A 22,208-nucleotide genomic window follows, 5' to 3' on the forward strand; every position below is an offset into this window, starting at 1 on the left:
AAACCAAGCCTCGCCGGCGATTGAGGCGCGGGGTCCGGGGCAGCGGCCCGGCAAGGGCCCGCCCCACCAGGGCCGCCGCCTACTTCGCCGCAGTCACCGGTACGCCCATCACCTCCCGCGCATGCCGGTTCGGCACCATCCCCAGATGCCACGCCTGCCAGCCGTCCTCCAGATGCACGCCCCGCTCCAGCATCACCGCCAGAGCCTCCGCGCAGTCCTCCAGCTTGCCGTCGCGCGATGGGTGCGTCGCCCCCATCAGCTCGGCCAGCTCCTCCTGGGCCACCACCGTGCCGACCTCGATGCCGCCCGGTGAGGCGAACGGCAGCAGCGTGCAGCGCAGAAAGCGCGCCCAGTCCGCGCCGCGATGGTCCTCGTACGAGGTGAACAGAGCCGCCGCCTCGTCGCACAGCGCCAGCGCCTGAGCCGGACGGCTGTTGCCGCCGTCGATCAGCGCCAGCTCCAGACACGTCCACGCCTCGCCGTGCGCGACACCGATGCGCTGGAAGTCGGCGCGGGCGTCCACCAGGAGCTGGCGGGCGAAGCCGGAGTTCCGCAGATTCCCGGTCTGGGCCGCCCGCTGGTCCCGCGTCACCCGGCCCGAGTGATGCCGGGCACAGGCCAGGCCGTACACATCGCGCATCCGCGAGAACATCGTGCGGGCCCGCTCCAGTTCACGTACTGCCTGATCGCGGTCGCCGCACTCCTCCAGCGCCTGGCCCAGGTAGTACAGCGTCCACGCCTCACCGCGCGCGTCCTCGTTGTCCCGGTGACGCGACAGCGCCTGGCGCAGCTGGTCGACCGCCGGGGCCGGATCGCCGTCCACCAGACGGGCACGGGCCAGCTGGGTCATCGCCCAGGCCTCGCCGCGGCCGTCGCGGGTACGGCCGTAGGAATCCAGAGCCGTACGCAATTCCTCCTCCGCGCGCGGCACATCCCCCATCCGCAGACACACCTGGCCCAGCTGGAAATGCGTCCACGCCTCGCCGTGCAGCGACTCGCCCTCCCGGTGCAGCCGCAGAGCCGTCGCCAGCAGATCCAGCGCCTGGTTGATATTGGCCCGGTCGCGCTCCACCGCGGCCAGTGCGTGCAGCGACCACGCCCGGTCCTCGGCCTGCTCGTCCGAGGACTGCAGCTCGATCGCCTCGTTCAGCTTCGCCGCAGCCTCGGTCAGATTGCCCTGATGGTGCAGCGTGATGCCGAGTGAACAGAGCGCGAGCGCCGTGCCCGAATCGTTCTGCGCCTCGCGGTAGAGGCCGACGACCGAGGACAGCGTCGTACGCGCCTTGTCGAGCTCGCCGAGCTGGCGGGCCGCGATGCCGGTACGCCACCGTACGGAACGCTCCAGCAGCCCCTGGTCGACGGCCTGCGACAGCTCGCTGATCTCACCGAGCCGGTACAGATCGCCGCGCAACAGGCAGTAGTCGCAGAGCGCACCCAGCAGATTGAGCACCGCCTGCTGGTTCACACCCTCGGCATGCCGCAGCGCCGAGGTGATGAAGCTCGACTCGTCGTCCAGCCAGCGCAGTGCCGCGTCCAGCGAGGAGAAGCCGTGCGCCCCGAACTGGCCCGCACGCGTGGACATCTTGCCGTCCACCATCCGGATCACGGCGCCGGCCAGATCCGCGTAGTTCTGGATCAGCCGCTCCTGAGCCGCCGTACGCTCCGCCGCCTCCTCCTCGTCCAGCAGCCTGGCCCGCGCGAAGGACCGCACGACATCGTGCAGCCGGAAACGGCTGGCCCGTACATGATCTATCAGGCCCGCACCGGCCAGCTCCGACAGCAGCCGCTGCGACTCCTGCTCGTCCGTGGCCAGCAGCGCCGCCGCCGCGGCCGCGCCCAACGACGCCCGCCCGGCCAGCGCGAGCCGGCGCAGCAGCCGCCGCGCCTGCTCGGACTGGTCGGTGTAGCGCAGCCACAACGCCCGCTCGACCGGATCCACGGGACCGTACGCACCAAGATCCGCCGCCAGCTGATGAGCGGTGCGCGTGCCGAGCGACGAACCCGCGATACGCAGCGCCAGCGGCAGTCCGCCGCACAACTCCCGTACCTGGTCCGCCGATTGGGCGTCGTACGGCCCCGTCGAAGTATCCTCCGCCGACGCCCGCAGCAGTTCCTCCGCACCCGCCGCGTCCAGCGCCTCCACCGGCAGCTGATGCACCCACGCCGGAATGTCGTCCGGCAGCTCGAGCCGCCTGCGCGCCGTCACCAGCACCAGACTGTCCGAACGCTCCGGCACCAGCGTCCGCACCTGCGCCGCATCGCTCGCATCGTCCAGCACCACCGTCACCGGCAGACCCGTCAGATGCTGGTGGTACAGCTCGCTCAGTCGCCGCACCTGCTGCTCCGCCGACGACCGCTCCCGGAACAGCAACTGCTCGCGCGGCGCACCCAGCCGGTTCAGCAGATGCAGCAGCGCATCGCGCGTCGAGAGCGGCTGCTCGCCGTCACCGCGCAGATCGACGATGCACGCACCGCGGAACTGGTCCTTCAGATGATGGGAGGCCCGCAAGGCGAGCGTCGTACGCCCCGCGCCCGCAGCCCCGTACAGCACCACGACGGTCGGCCTGGTCTCCGTCGACGCACGGGCCGCATGCACCCACTGCGCGATCTGCGTCATCTCGTCCCGGCGGCCCGCGAACGGACCCTCCGGTTCCGGCAGATGACCGAACGACTGCTCCAGCACCGACCTCCGGCGCGCCGCCGCACTCCGGTCCGTACCGCGCAGCTGCGGCACCGCGGTCGCCTTCTTCGCCGTACGGGTGGAGGAGGCCAGCATCCGCTGCTGATCCAGGAACGGGCGGATGCCCCGTACCTCCAGCGCGGTCAGCCACTGCAGCCGCAGTTGCTCGGCACCGCCCGGCTGGCCGAGCGCCCCGGCTCTGCGGTGCGCGGCCGGCCAGTGCGACGCCGTCACCTTGGCGACGGTGGTCGCGGCCCCGGCCACCGCGACCACGGCCCCGGCACCGAGCGCGGTGCCCGTCGCCGTACCCAGCGCGATGTCCGCACCGATCGCGGCAACGGCCGCAACGGCCGTCACCAGCACGGCAGTCGAGGTGTTCTTCCGGCTGAAGGTCTCGGCCAGAGGTTGCTGCCCGGCCTCCGCCTCCGTCAGCGCCTGCTCGTACGCGGCGTACTCCTCGCCCGCATTGGCCGCCATGGTGTCCAGGGCGGCCCGACCGCGTGCCAGCAGCACACCCGAGTCCGACCGCCCGCCCGAACGCCGTACCTCTTCCTCGACGGCGCGTACCAACAGCCGCTCGGCTTCGGCCCGATGGCTGTCCCGCATGTGCGTCCCCCTCCGAGAGCCCCGGTTTCCGTTCCACTTCTGTTCCGGCGACAAGTGTCCTGCGTACGGCGCGTCAGCGCGAGGGAGTCTGACGATCAACCGCACCTGAGAGAGGATGGACTGTATGCCGAACCGTCTTGCCCATGAGACCTCCCCCTACCTTCTGCAGCACGCCGACAACCCGGTCGACTGGTGGCCGTGGTCGGGCGAAGCCTTTGAGGAGGCGCGCAAGCGCGGGGTGCCCGTGCTGCTCAGCGTCGGCTACTCGAGCTGCCACTGGTGTCATGTCATGGCCCACGAGTCCTTCGAGGACGACGCGACCGCCGTTTACATGAACGAGCACTTCGTCAACATCAAGGTCGACCGTGAGGAGCGACCCGACGTCGATGCCGTCTATATGGAGGCCGTGCAGGCCGCCACCGGGCAGGGCGGCTGGCCCATGACCGTCTTCCTCACCGCGGACGCCGAGCCCTTCTACTTCGGTACGTACTTCCCGCCCGAGCCCCGGCACGGCATGCCCTCGTTCGGGCAGGTCCTGGAGGGGGTCTCGGCCGCCTGGGGCGAGCGGCGGGAGGAGGTCGGTGAGGTTGCGGGGAAGTTCGTCCGTGATCTGGCCGGGCGGTCGCTGGCGTACGGCGGGGACGGTGTGCCCGGCGAGGAGGAGCTGGCGCAGGCGCTGCTCGGGCTGACCCGCGAGTACGACGAGCGGCACGGCGGCTTCGGCGGTGCGCCGAAGTTCCCGCCGTCGATGGCCGTCGAGTTCCTGCTGCGGCATTACGCGCGCACCGGCGCCGAGGGCGCGCTGCAGATGGCCGCCGACACATGTGAGGCGATGGCGCGCGGCGGGATGTACGACCAGCTCGGCGGCGGTTTCGCGCGGTATTCGGTGGACCGCGAGTGGGTCGTGCCCCACTTCGAGAAGATGCTCTATGATAATGCGCTGCTGTGCCGGGTGTACGCGCATCTGTGGCGGGCGACCGGTTCCGAGCTGGCCCGACGGGTGGCGCTGGAGACCGCGGACTTCATGGTGCGGGAGCTGCGTACGGCCGAAGGCGGTTTCGCCTCCGCGCTCGACGCCGACAGCGACGACGGTACGGGCAAGCATGTCGAGGGCGCGTTCTACGTATGGACGCCGGAGCAGCTGCGCGAGGTGCTGGGGGGCGAGGACGGTCAGCGGGCCGCGGAGTTCTTCGGCGTGACGGAGGAAGGGACTTTCGAGGAGGGCGCCTCGGTCCTTCAACTCCCGGACGGCGAAGCGGATGCGGAGATCAGGGAGCGGCTGCTCGCGGCGCGTGCGCTGCGGGCCCGGCCTGGACGGGACGACAAGGTGGTCGCCGCGTGGAACGGGCTGGCGATCGCCGCGCTGGCGGAGGTCGGGGCGTATTTCGAGCGGCCGGATCTGATCGAGCGGGCGACCGAGGCGGCCGACCTGCTGGTGCGGCTGCACATGGACAGCGGTGCGCGGCTGGCCCGTACCTCCAAGGGCGGTCAAGTTGGCGCAAACGCTGGGGTGTTGGAGGACTACGCGGATGTCGCGGAGGGCTTCCTGGCGCTGGCGGCGGTGAGCGGTGAAGGGGTGTGGCTGGAGTTCGCGGGGTTCCTGCTGGACATCGTCGTCGAGCAGTTCGTCGGCGAGGGCGGGGAGTTGTACGACACCGCGCATGACGCGGAGCGGCTGATCCGCCGGCCGCAGGATCCGACGGACAGTGCGACCCCGTCCGGCTGGTCGGCCGCGGCCGGAGCGCTGCTGTCGTATGCCGCGCACACCGGCTCGGAGGCTCATCGCGCCGCCGCCGAGGGCGCGTTGGGTGTGGTGAAGGCGCTCGGTCCGCGTGCTCCGCGGTTCATCGGCTGGGGGCTCGCGGTGGCGGAGGCGCTGCTGGACGGGCCGCGCGAGGTGGCTGTCGTCGGGCCCCAGGACGACCCGGCGACGCGGGAGTTGCACCGTACGGCGCTGCTGGCGCCGGCGCCGGGTGCGGTGGTCGCGGTGGGGGAGGCGGACAGTGAGGAGTTTCCGCTGCTGAGGGACAGGCCGCTGGTGGGCGGTCGCCCGGCGGCGTACGTCTGCCGGAACTTCACCTGTGACGCGCCCGTAGCAGACGCATTCGCACTTGCCCGAAAACTCGCCAATTAACGGTGGAACGCCAGTTTTTATCAGTCGAACACCGGACTTTAACCTTCCGCCTATAGGGTCCTCGGCACGAGGAGTAGCCGGGCGTACGTACTGGGGAGTGCTGCGCCGGGCCTGCAACAGATGTGTCGCCGGCCAGGGGGGTCCTGCTGTCGGGGCGCAGGTCCAAGGGGGGACCTTTCGGTGCTCATATCGGTGTTCATTGCTGCCATTTCCGTGGCGCTTTTCTGGATGGCGGCATTCACGCTGTGGTGGCAGATGCATGCCTGGCGTACGCCCGAGACGCTCGCGGCGACCCGGTTCGACCGGCCCCACGGCGGTGTCGGGCTCTCGTTCTCCCTGCTGCTGCCGGCGCGGCACGAGCAGGCCGTGCTGGAGCACACGATCGAGCGGCTGCTGGAGTCCAGCCACTCCAACTTCGAGATCATCGTGATCGTCGGGCATGACGATCCGGAGACCGCCGCGGTCGCCGAGCGCTCCGCCGCCCGTGACCCCGTCCGGGTGCGCGTGATCACCGACACCCACGAGGTGAAGAACAAGCCCAAGGCCCTCAACACGGCGCTGCCGCACTGCCGCGGTGACATCGTGGGCGTCTTCGACGCCGAGGACCAGGTGCATCCCGAGCTGCTCGCCCATGTCGACCACGCCTTCACCTCCACGGGTGCGGATGTCGTCCAGGGCGGCGTACAGCTGATCAATTTCCACTCCAGCTGGTACAGCCTGCGCAACTGCCTGGAGTACTTCTTCTGGTTCCGCTCCCGTCTCCATCTGCACGCCCAGAAGGGCTTCATTCCGCTCGGCGGCAACACGGTCTTCGTCCGTACGAAAGTGCTGCGCGAGGCGGACGGCTGGGACCCGAACTGCCTTGCCGAGGACTGCGACCTGGGCGTACGCCTCTCCTCCGTCGGCAAGAAGGTCGTTGTCGCGTACGACAGTGACATGGTCACCCGCGAGGAGACCCCCGGCACCCTGATGAGTCTGCTCAAGCAGCGCACCCGCTGGAACCAGGGCTTTCTGCAGGTCTACCGGAAGAAGGACTGGAAGCAGCTGCCGGGACGCGGGCAGCGGATGCTCGCCCGCTACACCTTGATGACGCCGTTCCTGCAGGCGTTCTCCGGCGTGATCATTCCGGTCAACGCCGCTGTCGCGCTCTTTCTCGACGTCCCTGTCGGGATCGCCATCGTGACCTTCCTGCCGCTGATCACGGCGATGGTCACCTTGGTCTTCGAGATCGTCGGACTGCACGACTTCGGCAAGCAGTACGGGCTGCGCGTCCGCACCGTCCACTACCTCAAGCTCATCGTGGGCGGCCCCTTCTACCAGGTCCTGTTGGCCGGTGCCGCGATGCGCGCCGTCTGGCGGGAGCAGCGCGGCCGTAACGAGTGGGAGCTGACCAGTCATGTCGGCGCGCATCTCACCGAGACCCGAGAGGATGCCCACCGGTGACCACGACACTTCCGCCGGCGCCTGACACTGACGCCGACCCGTCCGCATCCCCGTCCGCCGACTCGTCCGCCGCCCCGTCCTCCGGCGCGGAGTCCGGGCCGGAGTCCGCGCCCGAGGCGCCGGGCTATATACGACCCGTCATACGGTTCCGCAGCTCGCGCCCCGATCTGCTGCTCTGCGCCGGTCTGTTGGCCGCGATCCTGCTCGTCCAGGGCTGGAACATCACGCACTTCCCGACCCTCAGCGACGACGAGGGCACCTATCTCGCACAGGCCTGGGCGGTGCAGCAGGGCGACGGGCTCGCGCACTACACGTACTGGTACGACCATCCGCCGCTCGGCTGGATCCAGATCGCGTTCCTCACCTGGCTGCCGTCGCTGATCGCGCCGGAGACGATGACCGTGGCATCGATGCGCTTCGCGATGCTGCTGGTCAGCGCGGCGTGCGCGGTGCTCCTCTACGTACTGGCGCGCAGGCTGTTCCTGCCGCGCTGGGCGGCCGGTCTTGCCATGCTGCTCTTCGGTCTTTCACCGCTGTCCGTGGTCCTGCAGCGCGAGATCTTCCTGGACAACATCGCGGTGATGTGGATGCTGCTGGCGTTCTGCCTGGCCGCGTCCCCGAGCCGTCATCTGTGGCACCACTTCGCCGCCGGTCTCGCCGCGGCGACCTCCGTACTCACCAAGGAGACGATGCTGGTGGTGCTGCCGGCGCTGCTGGTGACGATGTGGCGGCACAGCCATCGCGACACCCGTAAGTTCGCGGTGACCGGAGCGATAACGGCATGCGCGCTGATAGGCCTGTCGTATCCGCTTTTCGCGCTGCTCAACAATGAGCTGTTCCCGGGGCCCGGTCATGTGTCGCTGATCGACGGGATCACGTACCAGATGGGCCGCGCGGGCTCCGGTTCGATCTTCGACGCGGGCTCCGGTTCGCACGGCGTCTTCCGGTCCTGGCTCTACTACGACCGGGTGCTGCCGCTCGGCGGCCTCGCGGGCGCGGCGCTGCTGCTGGTCACGCTGCGCTGGTCGGTCACCGCGCGGGCGCTCGCCGGACCTTCGCTGGTGGTGGCGATCCTCGCGCTGGTCGCGATGCGCCCTTCCGGCTATCTGCCGGCGATGTACGTCATCCAGGCGCTGCCGTTCCTGGCGATTGTCCTGGCAGGGGGCGCGGCGAGTGTGGCGCATGCGATCCTGCGGCGCCCGCTGGGGGCTTCGCCCGCGGACCCAACGTCCTCAGACGCCGGACGGGCAGAAAATCAGCCCGGCCTGCGTTTGAGGCGCGGAGCCCCGGTGGTTCGCCACGTCGTGGCCGGGCTCCTCGCGGTCGCCGCGGCCGCCTACGTCGTGCCGCGCTGGTACGACGGCAACCGCGCCGCCCTGACCGTCGACGCCAACGGCCCCTACCGGGCGGCCGCTTCCTGGCTCCAGGACGAGGTGCCCGACCCCGCGTCGACCCGGGTCCTGGTCGACGACGCGCTCTGGCTGGACCTGGTGCACGACGGTTTCGAGCCCGGCACCGGCGCCATCTGGTTCTACAAGGCCGACCTCGACCCCGCGGTGACGAAGACGATGCCGCGTGGCTGGCGGGACCTCGACTATGTCGTGTCGTCGCCGACCGTCCGGCGTGACGCTGTCGATCTGCCCAACGTCAAGGCGGCACTGGAGCATTCGAAGCCGGTTGCCGTCTTCGGCGACGGCGAGGACCGGATCGAGATCCGCCGTATCGCTGGAGGCGCCCGATGACCACACCCCGTACGGGCGCCGAAGAGCTCGGCAATCCGGAACTCAGCGGCGCCCAGCTCGCCGAGCCCGGTGCCGTCACCATCATCATCCCCACCTTCAACGAGTCGGGAAATGTACGGGAGCTGCTGCACCGGCTCACCGAGTCGGTGCCGTCCCGGCTGCCCTGCGAGGTCGTTTTTGTCGACGACTCCACGGACGACACCCCGGAGGTGATCCGCAGCGCCGCGCAGGACTGCCCGTTTCCGGTCGCGGTGCTGCACCGCGAAAGGCCGGTCGGCGGGCTCGGCGGCGCCGTCGTCGATGGCATGAAGTCCGCGGGCTCCGACTGGATCGTCGTCATGGACGCCGACCTCCAGCATCCGCCCGCGCTGGTGCCCGAACTGGTGGCGGCGGGCGAGCGGTCGGGCGCCGATCTCGTCGTCGCCAGCCGCTACATCCGCGGCGGCAGCCGCGCGGGCCTCGCCGGCGGCTACCGCATCGCCGTCTCGCGCGGTGCGACCTGGCTGACCAAGGGGCTCTTCCCGCGCCGGCTGCGCGGCATCAGCGACCCGATGAGCGGCTTCTTCGCGATCCGCCGAAATGTGGTGACGGCCGATGTGCTGAAGCCGCTCGGCTACAAGATCCTGCTGGAGCTGGCCGTACGGTGCCGTCCCGAGAAGGTCGCGGAGGTGCCGTTCGTCTTCCAGGACAGATTCGCGGGCGAGTCCAAGTCGACCGCGAAGGAAGGGCTGCGCTTCCTCGGGCATCTCGTGGCGCTGCGTACGGCCTCGTCGGCGGCGCGGATGCTGGCTTTCGGACTGATCGGGCTCACCGGCTTCGTACCGAATCTGTTCGGGCTGCATCTGCTGACGGCCGCCGGAATGCACTATCTGCCGGCCGAGATCGTGGCCAATCAGTTCGGCGTCGGGTGGAACTTCCTCCTCATCGAGGTGCTGTTGTTCCGGGACCGGCGCAGGCATCGGCACTGGGCGGACCGGGTCGGGCGCTTCGCGCTGCTCGCCAACGCCGATCTGCTGCTGCGCATTCCGCTGATCGCGCTGTTCGTGGGCCATCTGGGGATGGCTGTGCTGCCCGCGACCACGTTGGCGCTGCTGACCACGTTCGTCCTGCGGTTCGCGGCGACGGAGGCGCTGGTGTACCTGCCGCGCAAGGGCCGTGTCGGGACCACCCGGCGGCAGTAGTTCGTTCTCGATCGCGGGACGGGCTTTCTCTCGGGCCCGTCCGGCTGGGGACAGCACAGAAAGGGACCTGCCCATGCCATCAACGATCCGGAGAGGGCGCCGACGCCCGGCCGCGCTGCTGGGCGTCGGCGCAATGACCGCCGCGCTGCTGATCTCCGCTCCGCAGCCCGCCTCGGCCGGAGCCAATCTGATCACCAACCCCGGCTTCGAGGCGGCCGGTTCGGCCGGTTCGGCGGACATGCCCGCCTGTTGGGAGAAGTCCGGCTGGGGCGACAACGACTTCACCTTCGAGACCGTGGCCGACGCGCACTCCGGCAGCAAGGCGATGAAGGTCTCGCTGAGCCGCCGCGTGGACGGCGACCGCAAGGCGATGATCACCGAGGACGCGACATGTGCGCCCACGGTGAAGCCGGAGAGCCAGTACGACCTCTCGCTCTGGTACAAGAGCACCACTCCTGACACGTCCGTCACCCTCTTCCGGCACGACACGACGCTGGGCTGGCAGTACTGGACGGACCTCAAAACCCTCCCGATGAGCGGCGGTTACGAGCGCGCCGAGGTCCGGACGCCCGCCGTGCCACCGCATACCGACCAGATCACCTGGGGTGTGTCGGTCTACGGCACCGGCTCGGTCACCACCGACGACTACGCCATGGAGGAAGTGACCGCGCCTGCCCCCGCGCCCGAGTGCACGGCGACGCCCGAGGAGTGCGCCAAGGGCCGCTGGGAGGTCCTGCCGGTGCAGAACCCGGTGCGTTCGATGCACTCCGTCGTCCTGCACAACGGCAAGGTGCTGGTCATCGCGGGTTCCGGGAACGACCAGGCGCAGTTCGAGGCGGGCACCTTCACCTCGGCCGTCTACGACCCGGCCAACGGCACCTTCAGAACCATCCCCACGCCGGTGGACATGTTCTGCGCCGGCCATGTGCAACTGCAGGACGGCAAGGTCCTGGTGATGAGCGGTAACAAGGGTTATCCGTCGGCCGACGGCAGGATCGGCTACCAGGGGCTGAAGGACTCGTACATCTTCGACCCGGCGACCGAGACGTACACCAGGACCAACGACATGAACGGCGGACACTGGTATCCGTCGGCGACGGTCCTCGGCAACGGCGACGTCATCTCCTTCGGCGGTCTGAAGGAGGACTCCACCGGCAATGTGACGGCCGAGAAGTTCTCGGCGGCGCAGAACAAGTGGCTGCCGATGAACGAGGTCAACCAGACCTGGTCGTACTGGGGTCTGTATCCGTCGATGATCCTGATGCAGGACGGCCGGCTCTTCTACTCCGGCAGCCACGTCTTCGGCAACGGAACGCAGGGCTCCGGCGCCTCGATCTACGACTACACCGCCAACACGATCACCGATGTGCCCGGTCTGCAGAACAAGGACCAGCGCGACGAGTCGGCGAGTGTGCTGCTGCCGCCGGCCCAGGACCAGCGGGTCCTGACGATGGGCGGCGGCAACAACGAGACCAATCCGGTGGCAGGCCGTCTCACCGACATCATCGATCTGAAGAGCTCCAACCCGGCGTACACGAACGGGCCGTTGCTGCCGCAGGGCCAGGTGGACCAGGGACAGGGCAAGCGGCCGCAGTCGGGAGCCGAGGGGAAGATGTTCGTCTCCGCCGTGCTGCTGCCGGACGGAAAGGTGCTGGAGACGGGCGGCGGACTGCACGACCGGGCTGATCCGGTGTACGAGGCGTCGTTCTTCGACCCGGTGAGCAATACGTACGAGCAGGGCCTGGCGACGGACCCGATCCCGCGTACGTATCACTCAGGGTCCTTCCTGCTGCCGGACGGGCGGGTGATGTCCGTCGGCGACAACCCGGGCAACGGCACGTACAACCACAATGTGTCGGTCTACACCCCGCCGTATCTGCTCAAGGGCGCCCGGCCGAGTATCACTTCGGTGATCGACGGGCAGTGGACGTACGGGGACACACAGCGGATCACGGTCGACCGGCCCATCGCCAAGGCGGAGCTGATCCGTCCGGCGGCGGTGACGCACTCCTCCGACCCCAACCAGCGGTTCGTGGATCTGCCGATGACCGTCGACGGCAACAACATCGACCTCAATGTCACCAGCAACCCGAATCTGGCGCCGCCCGGCTGGTACATGCTCTTCGCGGTCGACACGAACGGCATTCCGTCGCTGGCCCAGTGGGTGCATCTCGGGGGCCCGGCGGCGCTTGCCGCGGACGCGCCGTCCGCGCATGTCCACGACTTCGCGGACGCGCCGGCGGCGGCGCCCAGGAAGGCGCAGAAGAAGCGGAGTTCGGTATCGGTGAGCCCGCAGGTCGCGGGCTGCGACCGGCACTACGGGGCGGCCGGCGTATGTGTTCCTACGGTCTTCCCGCGGACGGTGAAGGCGGGCACGGCGGCGCGGTGTCAGTGGCTTTCAGCGCATGACTACGGCGGCCTGAAGGTCAACGGCAAGGACGATCCCCTGGGGCTCGACCCGAACAGGGACGGACTTGCCTGCGGGAAGGGGGACCGGGCCGGCCATTGACGCCGGCGCGGGGCCGGAACAAGCCTCGCCGGCGTCGGAGGGGCGCGGGGGTGGGGCGGAGTTCCCAGGAGCCAGAGCTAGAGCTTCAGCCCGCCCTTGATCGTGGTCAGCGCGCGGTCCACCAGCTCGATCAGATCGTCCTGGTGGTCGCGCGCGGCCCAGTACAGCATCACCTCGCGCAGCGCCCCGAGCACCGCCGCCGTGAAGACCCGTACGTCCAGGTCGTCGCGGTCGCGGCCGGTGCGGTCGGCCAGCGCCTGGACCAGCAGCTCCGAGGTGGTGGCCATGGTCTCGGTCATCCTGGCCCGGATCGCCGGGACCTCCGCCATCAGCCTGGTGCGCTGGATGACCTCCTCGCGCTCCTCATGGATGAAGGTCCGCAGGGCGTGCGTCATCACATGCCGGATCGACTCCAGCGGGTCCTCGCCGGCCGGCCTGGCCCGCAGCGCCGTTTCCATGACCGGGTCGTACTCGTCGGTGAGGACGATGTCCTTCTTGGTCGGGAAGTAGCGGAAGACCGTGGAGGGCGAGACCTCCGCGGCTTCCGCGATCTGCTCGATGGTGGTCGCCTCGTACCCCTGCTCGGCGATGAGACCGTACGTCGCCCTGCGGATGGCGATCCGCGTCTTGAGCTTCTTCCGCTCGCGCAGACCCGGCTGTGGCTGCGCTTCGGCGACGGACGAGTCGCGCGAGGGGGTACGTGTGATGGCGGCCATGTTCGTCATTGTCCTGTATCGACCGGGGCGGGAGTCACGTCCGCGGGGTCGTCCTCGGAGAGTTGATGTCAAATGACGCCCGCTGTCGAAAGGCGTCCGGCGTCAAGAAAAAGGGCCGTGGCGGCGATGCCACGGCCAGGGCCAAAAGAGTGGTCGGAAGGAGCGCCCGGAAGGGGTGAGAGAGGTTACGAGTGCTGGTAGGCGACCATCGAGATGCCCACGTAGTGCACGACGAACGCCGCGAGGGTGAGGGAGTGGAAGACCTCGTGGAAGCCGAACCAGCTCGGTGACGGGTTCGGCCGCTTGATTCCGTAGATCACGCCGCCCGCGCTGTAGAGCAGCCCGCCGACGATCACACAGACGAGCACGGCGATTCCCCCGGCGCGCATGAAGTCGGGCAGGAAGAAGACCGCCGCCCACCCCATCGCGATGTAGCAGGGGGTGTAGAGCCAGCGCGGGGCGCCGACCCAGAAGACCCGGAAGGCTATTCCCGCCACGGCCGCCACCCAGACCGCCCACAGCAGCGTCCGGCCGCTGGAATCGGGGAGGAGGAGCATCGTCAGCGGTGTGTAGGTGCCCGCGATGATCAGGAAGATATTGGCGTGGTCGAGCCGGCGCAGTACGGCTTCGCCGCGCGGGCCCCACGTGCCACGGTGGTAGATCGCGCTGACGCCGAAAAGCAGGCACGCTGTGAAGACGTAGATCGCGCAGGCCACCCGGGCGCGGGTGGAATCGGCGAGTGCCGTGAGCACCAGCCCCGCGACGAGTACGGCGGGAAACATCCCGGCGTGCAGCCAGCCGCGCAGCCTCGGTTTCACCGGGGTTGGCTCTATCTCGGTCACTTCGGGCGCGGCAGAGGTCATGACGAGGATGGTACCTACGCAACCGTAGGTAACGCGCGCTTCGCGCCAGGCTCACAGCGGTTGGCCCGAGCCCGCTCCGGGTTCACGGCTACGGGTTCGCAGCTCAGGTCTCACCTCCGGTTTCCAGCCCCGGTTTGCAGGTTTTGAGTGATGAGTGGTGATGCTCACGTGAGAGGTCCTCTGGACATATGCGCACAGGACACCGATCATCAGATGAGTGCGGTCGGCACCGGATGAGCGGGCTACGAAGCATCCGGGTCGCAGCCCCCACGGGGCAACAACCTTCAAACCCCTCACTTAGGAGCGATCGTGGCGCGCGACATCGCGGCTCCCGGCACCGTCCCCACCAATCACCAGGAGCTCGTCGACTGGGTCGACGAGATCGCAGCAATCACGGAGCCGGACAGCGTCGTCTGGTGTGACGGATCCGAGGCCGAGTACGAGCGCCTGTCCGAGGAGCTCGTCGCCAAGGGCACGTTCAAGAAGCTGGACCCGATCAAGCGCCCGAACTCGTACTACGCCGCGTCCGACCCGAGTGATGTCGCCCGGGTGGAGGACCGCACCTTCATCTGCTCCGAGAAGGAGGAGGACGCGGGCCCGACGAACCACTGGAAGGCTCCCGCGGAGATGAAGGACATCTTCGCCGGCGAGCAGGGCATCTTCCGCGGCTCGATGCGCGGGCGGACCATGTACGTCGTGCCGTTCTGCATGGGACCGCTGGGCTCGCCGCTGTCCGCGATCGGCGTCGAGATCACCGACTCCGCGTACGTCGCCGTCTCCATGCGCACGATGACGCGCATGGGCCGGCCGGTGCTGGACGAGCTCGGCACCGACGGCTTCTTCGTCAAGGCCGTCCACACCCTCGGCGCCCCGCTCGCCGAGGGCGAGGCCGATGTGCCGTGGCCCTGCAACTCCACCAAGTACATCTCGCACTTCCCGGAGACCCGCGAGATCTGGTCGTACGGCTCCGGCTACGGCGGCAACGCCCTGCTCGGCAAGAAGTGCTACGCGCTGCGCATCGCGTCCGTCATGGCGCGCGACGAGGGCTGGCTCGCCGAGCACATGCTGATCCTCAAGCTCACCCCGCCGCAGGGCGAGTCGAAGTACGTCGCGGCGGCCTTCCCGTCCGCCTGCGGCAAGACCAACCTCGCGATGCTCGAGCCCACGATCTCCGGCTGGACCGTCGAGACGATCGGCGACGACATCGCCTGGATGCGGTTCGGCGAGGACGGCCGGCTGTACGCGATCAACCCGGAGGCCGGTTTCTTCGGCGTCGCGCCCGGCACCGGTGAGCACACCAACGCCAACGCCATGAAGACCCTGTGGGGCAACGCCGTCTTCACCAACGTCGCGCTGACCGACGACAACGACATCTGGTGGGAGGGGATGACGGAGGAGACTCCGGCACACCTCATCGACTGGAAGGGCAACGACTGGACGCCGGAGTCCGAGACCCCGGCTGCCCACCCGAACGCCCGGTTCACCGTGCCCGCCTCGCAGTGCCCGATCGCCGCGCCGGAGTGGGAGGACCCGAAGGGTGTGCCGATCTCGGCAATCCTCTTCGGCGGCCGCCGCGCCTCCGCCGTCCCGCTGGTGACCGAGTCCTTCGACTGGAACCACGGTGTCTTCCTCGGTGCGAACGTCGCCTCCGAGAAGACCGCGGCCGCCGAGGGCAAGGTCGGCGAGCTGCGCCGCGACCCGTTCGCGATGCTGCCGTTCTGCGGCTACAACATGGGCGACTACATGGCCCACTGGGTCAAGGTCGGCGCGGACAAGGACCAGTCGAAGCTGCCGAAGATCTACTACGTGAACTGGTTCCGCAAGAACGACGCGGGCAAGTTCGTGTGGCCGGGGTTCGGTGAGAACAGCCGCGTGCTGAAGTGGATCGTGGAGCGTCTGGAGGGCAAGGCCGAGGGCGTCGAGACGCCGATCGGCATCCTGCCGACGCGTGAGGCGCTCGACACGGACGGCCTCGAACTGCCGGAGGCCGACCTCGACTTCCTCCTCAAGGTCGACAAGGAGGTGTGGCGCGAGGAGGCCGCTCTGATCCCCGAGCACCTCAACACCTTCGGCGACCACACGCCGAAGGAGCTGTGGGACGAGTACCGCTCGCTGGTCGCCCGTCTCGGCTGAGCACAGCTGCAGGCTGAACAGCTGAAGAAACGTCGCGGCGGATCAATCCGACATCCGCCCTGACCTGTGGGGTCACACAGGTCCGCCGCGTCCCCGGCCCCCGGAGCCCCCTCACGGCTCCGGGGGCCGGGCCTTTCTCGACGGGCGGCAACAGCCCGGCGGGTCTCCTCGGCGTGCCGCCCGACTTGACAAACTTTCTTGCCGGGACAGCAAATGGGGAGATGGCCGACGACGACATTCCCGGCGTGCTGACCGCTGTTGGCCCGCGGCTGCGGGCCCTGCGGCACGACCGCGGCACCACCCTGGCCCAGCTGAGCGAGACGACCGGTATCTCGCTCAGCACCCTCTCGCGGCTGGAGTCGGGCAAGCGCAAACCGACCCTGGAGCTCCTGCTCCCGCTGGCCAAGGCGTTCGCCGTGCAACTGGACGAACTGGTCGGCGCGCCGCCCACCGGCGATCCCCGTATCCACCCGCGCCCCTTCACCCGGCACGGCCAGACCTTTGTGCCACTGACCCGCCATCTCGGCGGTCTGCACGCCTACAAGCAGATCCTCCCCGTCAGCAAGGCGACGGGCGTACGGCCCGACCAGCGGACGCACGAGGGCTACGACTGGCTCTACGTTCTGTCCGGCCGACTTCTGCTGGCCCTGGGTGAGCACGACATCGTCCTCACCGCGGGCGAGGCCGCCGAATTCGACACCCGTACCCCCCACGGCTTCGCCAATGCCGGACCCCAACCCGTGGAGTTCCTCAGCCTGTTCGGGGCGCAGGGCGAGCGCATGCACGTACGGGCCCGCCCCACCGGCACGTGACCGGAGGCTCCACGCTCGCGTCGACACGTGATCCGCACGCGCTTGTTCGCCGACACGCCGGAGCCTCCCTTCCCGTGGAGGGGAGGGAGGCTCCGGCGTTGAGGCGTCGGCAGTGGGTGGCACCCGGCCCACGCGCCTCCGCGGCCCGTGAACCGGGGCCGTCAGTGGGCGCCGACCAGATGCAGTTCGGTCAGCGCGGCGGTGTGCGCGTCCATCCGCTCGGCGGAGAGGATGGCGGCGGCAGTGTCGGCGCGGGATGCCGCGACGACGAGCGCGCGGCCCGCGAGTGCGTGCGCGCGGCGGTGCAGGGCCGCAGGATCGGCGCCGCTGAGGCCCGCGTGGCGGGCCGGCGGGGCGCCGCGCAGGCGGGAGATCTGGGACGCGATGCGCTCGGCGGCCGTGTCGAGACCGAGCTCGTCGGTGACGGCGAGCAGCGCGGACAGATGCCCGGCGAGCTGGATGTCCAGCTCTTCCTCGCGGCTGCGGTGCGGGTACTCGGCATCGTCGGCCATCGAGTGGAGTGACCTGGTGCGAATCGGCTCGTACATGGGGATGGCCTCCTGCTCAATGTCAGGAGACCATCCTAGCTTGGATTCTGTCTAAAGTTGAGTCGGGTCGTGATTTTTTGCTCGGGACCGGCTCAGGTCTGGCTGTAGCCGTCCAGGAACGTCCCGATCCGCGTCACCGCGTCCGCCAGGTCGTTCGCCGCCGGCAGCGTCACGATCCGGAAGTGATCGGGCTCCGGCCAGTTGAAGCCCGTACCGTGCACGACCATGATCTTCTCGGTCCGCAGCAGATCGAGCACCATCTGCCGGTCGTCCTTGACCTTGTAGACCTTGGGGTCGAGGCGCGGGAACAGATACAGCGCACCCTTCGGCTTGACGCAGGTCACGCCCGGGATCTGGGTGAGCAGGTCGTACGCGACATCCCGCTGCTCCAGGATCCGCCCGCCCGGCAGCACCAGGTCCTCGATCGACTGCCGGCCGCCGAGCGCGGTGGCGACCGCGTGCTGCGAGGGCATGTTGGCGCACAGGCGCATATTGGCCAGGATCGTCAGGCCCTCGATGTACGAGGAGGCGTGCGCCTTCGGGCCGCAGACGGCCATCCAGCCGGAGCGGTAGCCCGCCACCCGGTAGTTCTTGGAGAGCCCGTTGAAGGTGAGGACCATCAGGTCCGGGGCGATCGCAGCGGTCGGCGTGTGCGTGGCACCGTCGTAGAGGATCTTGTCGTAGATCTCGTCGGAGCAGACGACCAGGTTGTGCCGACGGGCGATCTCGGTGAGGCCGCGCAGCATCTCGTCGCCGTACACCGCACCCGTGGGGTTGTTCGGGTTGATGATCACGATCGCCTTGGTGCGGTCGGTGATCTTCCGCTCGATGTCGGCGAGGTCGGGCATCCAGTTGGCCTGCTCGTCGCACCGGTAGTGCACGGCGGTGCCGCCGGCGAGCGACACGGAGGCGGTCCACAGCGGATAGTCCGGCGCCGGTACGAGTACTTCGTCGCCGTCGTCGAGCAGCGCCTGCATCGACATCTGGATCAACTCGGAGACGCCGTTGCCGAGGTAGATGTCCTCGACGTCCAGGTCGATGCCCTTGGTCTGGTAGTGCTGCATCACCGCTCGGCGTGCGGACAGCAGCCCCTTCGCATCGCCGTAGCCGTGCGCGTCGCCGAGGTTGCGGAGGATGTCCTCGAGGATCTCGGGCGGGCACTCGAAACCGAAGGCGGCGGGGTTGCCGGTGTTGAGCTTGAGGATGCGATGACCTGCTGCCTCCAGCCGCATCGCCTCCTCGAGGACCGGGCCCCGGATTTCGTAACAGACGTTTGCGAGCTTCGTCGACTGGATCACCTGCATGTCTGCGAGCTTACGGGCGCGTAACGCTGATCGCCCCGTGTTTTCGGCCACGGGAAGGGGGTGCGAATGTCCGGTTTGGAGTATCTCTCGGTGAGAGCGGCTCCATCCCTTCGAAAGGGCCACCCGGACGGGCCGGACACCTGCGGATTGGGTCGCGGGGGCGGGAGGGAATCGGTTCGGTGTTGTCCGCGTCACCTTCGCTGTGACCGTCGCTGTTCCCTTCGCATTGACCTGTGACTGCCGTACGGCTCCGGCACGAGCTCTCGCCGAAGTCATGGCCGAGTCTCCGTCCGGCTGTCCGTGGCGCGCACCTACCGTCGTGTCATGAGCCTTCTGAGCCATGACCGCCACTGCGACGAAATCGTCGCGCAGACCGAGCTGTTGAGGTCCACCGTCGAGGACGCGGACCTGACCGTCCCCGTGCCCTCCTGCCCGGGCTGGAACACCGGCCAGCTGCTGCGGCATCTCGGCGGCGGCCACCGCTGGGCCGAGGCGATCGTACGGACCCGGGCGGCGTCCCCCCTTTCCGACGAACACTTCCGCGACCTCTCCGCGTACACCGACGAGGACTCCGCCGTACTCGGGCCCTGGCTCGCCGAGGGCGCCGCGCGGCTGGCGGACACACTGCGCGCCGCCGGGCCCGACGCGGAGCTGTGGACGCCGGTCCCCGGAGAGACGGCGAAGTTCTACGCCCGCCGCTTTGCGCACGAGACGGCCATCCACCGGGCCGACGCGACCTTGGCCGACGGCGCGGAGTTCACCCTCGACGAAGAGGTCGGTATTGACGCCCTGGACGAGTGGATGGAGCTCGGCTCGCTGCCACAGGTCTTCGAGTACCACCCCGAGCAGCGCGAGCTCCTCGGCCCCGGCCGCACCCTCCACTTCCACGCCACCGACACCGCGCCGGAGGCGGCGGCGGAGTGGCTGGTGGACCTCACCGGCGACGCGATCGCCTGGCGCCGCACACACGAGAAGGCCGCGGTGGCGGTGCGCGGCTCGCTGACCGACCTGCTGCTGGTCGTGTACCGCAGACGGCCGGCCCGCGCAGACGGCATCGAGATCCTCGGCGACGGGACGCTGCTCGACTTCTGGCTGGAGCGGGTCGGCTTCGGCTGACCCTGACCGGCGGGCGTGCCACTCGATCAGCCGGAACTCGCGAGGACCCGGCCCTTGGCCTCAGGGACACCCCGGTCACTCCCGGAGATCACGCGTCCTCCCGACGCCCGCCGACCCGCCGCACCACGCGCAGCAGGTACTCCCGGCGGTTGAGCGGATCGTGGTCGGTCCGCCGACGGGTCGGGACTGTCCCGGTGACGGGCTGGTACCGGTCGAAGGCGCATTCCAGCACGCCCTCGCCGCGTGTCAGCGCCGGTAGTTGTTGCTCCAGCTCGTGCACTCCGGCCGCCGGGATCTCGCCCTCCACCACGTACGACGGACCCCGCATCGCCGGTGCTTGTGGCACGGCACGCAGCCGGGCCAGTACGGGCAGGACCGGTCCGAACGTGTCCGCAGGGACCTCAAGGTGGAAGCGGTGCACCGGCTCGTACACCCTGGTGCCCGCCTCCTGGAGCGCGCTCATCAGAACCAGCGGGGTCAGATTGCGGAAGTCCCCGGCCGTGCTCGACATGCTCTTGTCGAAGGTGCCGTGGGCGTGGCTCTGCCGCGGCCAGTATCCGGAGTGCGTCATCGTGACCGTGCAGTCGGTGACCTCCCATCCGTAAATCCCTTGGTACAGCGTCTCTTTCACGGTGTCCTCCACCGCCTTCATGAGCGAGAACGGCATCGACCCGAGCTCGACCTCCAGCCGGAATTCGACGCCGCTGCCGGCCGGCGCCGGATCGACGCGCAGACCGACGGTCGCGAGAAACGGATTGGGCTCCTTGTCGATGATCTCGACTGCCGTGCCGGTGCCGATCGGCCGTTCCATGCAGATGGTCGTCGTCTCGCGGAAGGTGACGCCGATACCGAAGTCGTCCGCCAGCGTTGCCTGGATGACCTCCTTCTGGACCTCGCCATAGAGCGAGACGGAGACCTCTCGCCGCATATCGTCCTGCCGCAGATTGATCAGCGGGTCCTGCTCGGCGAGTTGGGTGAGCGCGAGGTGCAACGGGCCTTTGTCGGCGGGGTGGCAGGGGACGACGACCGTTTCCAGGGTCGGCGGGGCGAATTGCTGACCCGCCGGTGCAGGTGCCGGAGCCGGAGCCGGAGCCGGGGCCGGGGTCCGGGCCGGGGTTCGCGAGACGCCGATCGCGTCGCCGATCCGGACAGCGCCGAGACCCCACAGCTTTCCGATCTGCCCTGCGCCGACCGACGCGCGCCGGACGGCCGAGCCGCGGTCGAAGACGCTGATCGCGGTGACCTTCCCCTCGTCGTCCCCGCGGAAGCGCAGCCGGTCCCGCGTGCGCACCGCTCCCGAGAACATGCGGACGTACGCGATCTTCTCGCCGGCCGAACCGCGTTCGACCTTGAAGACTGTGCCCGAAACCGGGCCGTCGACGTCGCCTTCGGTCGCGGGCAGCAGCTCCCTGATACCGGCGATCAGCGAATCCACGCCCGCGCCTGTGACCGCCGAACCGAAGAACACCGGATGCACCAGAGCCTGCCGGGTCTGCGACGCCAGCTCGCCGCGGAGTTGTCCGTAACCGACTGCCGTCTCGTCGTCGACGTACGCGGCCAGAAACGCATCGCTGTGGTCGGCGAGCAGATCGACCAGCCCGGAAGTGAAGCCGGTGTCGGCGGCGGTGTACGGCGCGTAGTGCGCGTCGCGGGTGCCCAGTCCGCCGGCCGATCCCATCGGGATGACCGCCGGGGTCAGCTTCTCGGAGATGCTCCGCAGTACGCGTCCGTCGTGCGCACCACTGCGGTCGATCTTGTTCACGAAGATGAGCGTGGGAATGCGCAGGCGCCGCAGTGTCCGCATCAGTACGCGGGTCTGCGCCTGCACGCCCTCCACGGCGGAGACGACCAGCACGGCACCGTCGAGCACGCTCAGCACCCGTTCCACCTCGGCGATGAAATCCGGGTGACCGGGCGTGTCGATCAGATTGACCGTGACGTCATCGATGGCGAACGACACGACGGCGGACTTGATCGTAATGCCGCGTTGCCGTTCCAGCGCCAGGGAATCGGTCTGCGTATTTCCGTCATCGACGCGGCCGATCTCGTCGATGACACCGGCGGAGTGGAGCAGCCGCTCGGTCAGGCTTGTCTTACCGGCGTCGACATGCGCCAGAATTCCCAAGTTCAACGTTCGCACGAAGTGTCATGTCCTCTAGGCAGGTGGAAATTACCTTCTGGGTGGACATGAACGCAGTGCGCATTACCGTCTCCTGGGTCGATCGGGCTGTTACCCGGGTAGTGCAGCAGACGGCCACACCGGGGGCAACTGATTTACCAGCGCGCCCTCGGACCGGCCCCCGAAGGGGGGCCGGGGCGTGGGGCCATACGCAGCCCGGTGTCTTTTAAACCTCTGACGCGGCCGACGACCCGAGGGGGGTAGATCTCCGGGGTCGCCGTGGCAATGTTTGGCGGGTGGGG

14 protein-coding genes are annotated in these 22,208 nt (G+C 69.0%); 8 read left to right on the forward strand and 6 right to left on the reverse strand.

All coding sequences use genetic code 11. The features are described from left to right. Window positions 1–79 precede the first annotated feature (79 nt). Window positions 80–3,286, reverse strand: coding sequence for a tetratricopeptide repeat protein (locus ACFWDI_RS36185; protein ID WP_385310733.1), 3,207 nt, complete (start codon window positions 3,284–3,286; stop codon window positions 80–82). 124 nt (window positions 3,287–3,410) lie between these two features. Here ACFWDI_RS36185 and ACFWDI_RS36190 point away from each other — a divergent pair, with 124 nt between their 5' ends. The 5 genes from ACFWDI_RS36190 (at window position 3,411) to ACFWDI_RS36210 (ending at window position 12,295) form a co-directional block, all read left to right on the forward strand. Then, window positions 3,411–5,420: a thioredoxin domain-containing protein gene (locus tag ACFWDI_RS36190; protein ID WP_385310734.1), complete on the forward strand. Its 2,010-nt coding sequence runs from the start codon at window positions 3,411–3,413 to the stop codon at window positions 5,418–5,420. A 228-nt stretch (window positions 5,421–5,648) separates the two neighbouring features. Continuing rightward, a complete protein-coding gene (locus ACFWDI_RS36195) occupies window positions 5,649–6,863 on the forward strand; it encodes a glycosyltransferase (RefSeq protein WP_385310736.1) in 1,215 nt (404 codons plus the stop codon). Further along, window positions 6,860–8,605 carry an ArnT family glycosyltransferase gene (locus ACFWDI_RS36200; protein ID WP_385310738.1) on the forward strand — a complete coding sequence of 582 codons (1,746 nt, stop codon included), beginning with the start codon at window positions 6,860–6,862 and terminating at the stop codon, window positions 8,603–8,605. The genes ACFWDI_RS36195 and ACFWDI_RS36200 overlap by 4 nt, the downstream gene beginning before the upstream one ends. Beyond that, on the forward strand, window positions 8,602–9,786 hold the full coding sequence (locus tag ACFWDI_RS36205; RefSeq protein ID WP_385310740.1) for a glycosyltransferase: 1,185 nt from the start codon (window positions 8,602–8,604) through the stop codon (window positions 9,784–9,786). Before ACFWDI_RS36200 ends, ACFWDI_RS36205 begins: the two co-directional genes overlap by 4 nt. Before the next feature lie 73 nt (window positions 9,787–9,859). Next, window positions 9,860–12,295 (forward strand): galactose oxidase-like domain-containing protein, encoded by a 2,436-nt coding sequence (locus ACFWDI_RS36210; RefSeq protein WP_385310742.1) that lies wholly within the window; start codon window positions 9,860–9,862, stop codon window positions 12,293–12,295. A gap of 77 nt (window positions 12,296–12,372) precedes the next feature. On the opposite strand, the gene ACFWDI_RS36215 is transcribed toward ACFWDI_RS36210, so the two are convergent. Together ACFWDI_RS36215 and ACFWDI_RS36220 are read right to left on the reverse strand one after the other, a co-directional pair. Then, the gene (locus tag ACFWDI_RS36215) at window positions 12,373–13,011 is read right to left on the reverse strand and encodes a TetR/AcrR family transcriptional regulator (RefSeq protein WP_385310744.1); all 639 of its coding nucleotides are present in this window, start codon (window positions 13,009–13,011) and stop codon (window positions 12,373–12,375) included. Window positions 13,012–13,196: 185 nt separating this feature from the next. Continuing rightward, window positions 13,197–13,874 (reverse strand): hemolysin III family protein, encoded by a 678-nt coding sequence (locus ACFWDI_RS36220; protein WP_327325744.1) that lies wholly within the window; start codon window positions 13,872–13,874, stop codon window positions 13,197–13,199. Between the two features lie 309 nt (window positions 13,875–14,183). Between ACFWDI_RS36220 and ACFWDI_RS36225 the strand changes: the two genes are divergently transcribed. Together ACFWDI_RS36225 and ACFWDI_RS36230 are read left to right on the forward strand one after the other, a co-directional pair. Continuing rightward, a complete protein-coding gene (locus ACFWDI_RS36225) occupies window positions 14,184–16,007 on the forward strand; it encodes a phosphoenolpyruvate carboxykinase (GTP) (protein WP_385310746.1) in 1,824 nt (607 codons plus the stop codon). Between the two features lie 221 nt (window positions 16,008–16,228). Continuing rightward, window positions 16,229–16,819: a helix-turn-helix domain-containing protein gene (locus ACFWDI_RS36230; protein WP_385310748.1), complete on the forward strand. Its 591-nt coding sequence runs from the start codon at window positions 16,229–16,231 to the stop codon at window positions 16,817–16,819. 161 nt (window positions 16,820–16,980) lie between these two features. On the opposite strand, the gene ACFWDI_RS36235 is transcribed toward ACFWDI_RS36230, so the two are convergent. Continuing rightward, on the reverse strand, window positions 16,981–17,367 hold the full coding sequence (locus tag ACFWDI_RS36235) for a hypothetical protein (RefSeq protein WP_327325747.1): 387 nt from the start codon (window positions 17,365–17,367) through the stop codon (window positions 16,981–16,983). Between the two features lie 92 nt (window positions 17,368–17,459). Further along, window positions 17,460–18,671, reverse strand: a complete 1,212-nt coding sequence (locus ACFWDI_RS36240; RefSeq protein WP_385310750.1) for a pyridoxal phosphate-dependent aminotransferase — start codon at window positions 18,669–18,671, stop codon at window positions 17,460–17,462. A 324-nt stretch (window positions 18,672–18,995) separates the two neighbouring features. On the opposite strand from ACFWDI_RS36240, the gene ACFWDI_RS36245 reads away from it, so the two are divergent. Then, window positions 18,996–19,787, forward strand: a complete 792-nt coding sequence (locus ACFWDI_RS36245) for a maleylpyruvate isomerase family mycothiol-dependent enzyme (RefSeq protein WP_385310752.1) — start codon at window positions 18,996–18,998, stop codon at window positions 19,785–19,787. An 88-nt stretch (window positions 19,788–19,875) separates the two neighbouring features. Here ACFWDI_RS36245 and ACFWDI_RS36250 read toward each other — a convergent pair whose 3' ends face one another. Next, window positions 19,876–21,927, reverse strand: a complete 2,052-nt coding sequence (locus ACFWDI_RS36250; protein ID WP_385310754.1) for a GTP-binding protein — start codon at window positions 21,925–21,927, stop codon at window positions 19,876–19,878. Window positions 21,928–22,208: the final 281 nt, after the last annotated feature.

Source organism: Streptomyces sp. NPDC060064 (assembly GCF_042736455.1).
In the GTDB taxonomy this organism is placed as follows: Bacteria; Actinomycetota; Actinomycetes; order Streptomycetales; family Streptomycetaceae; genus Streptomyces.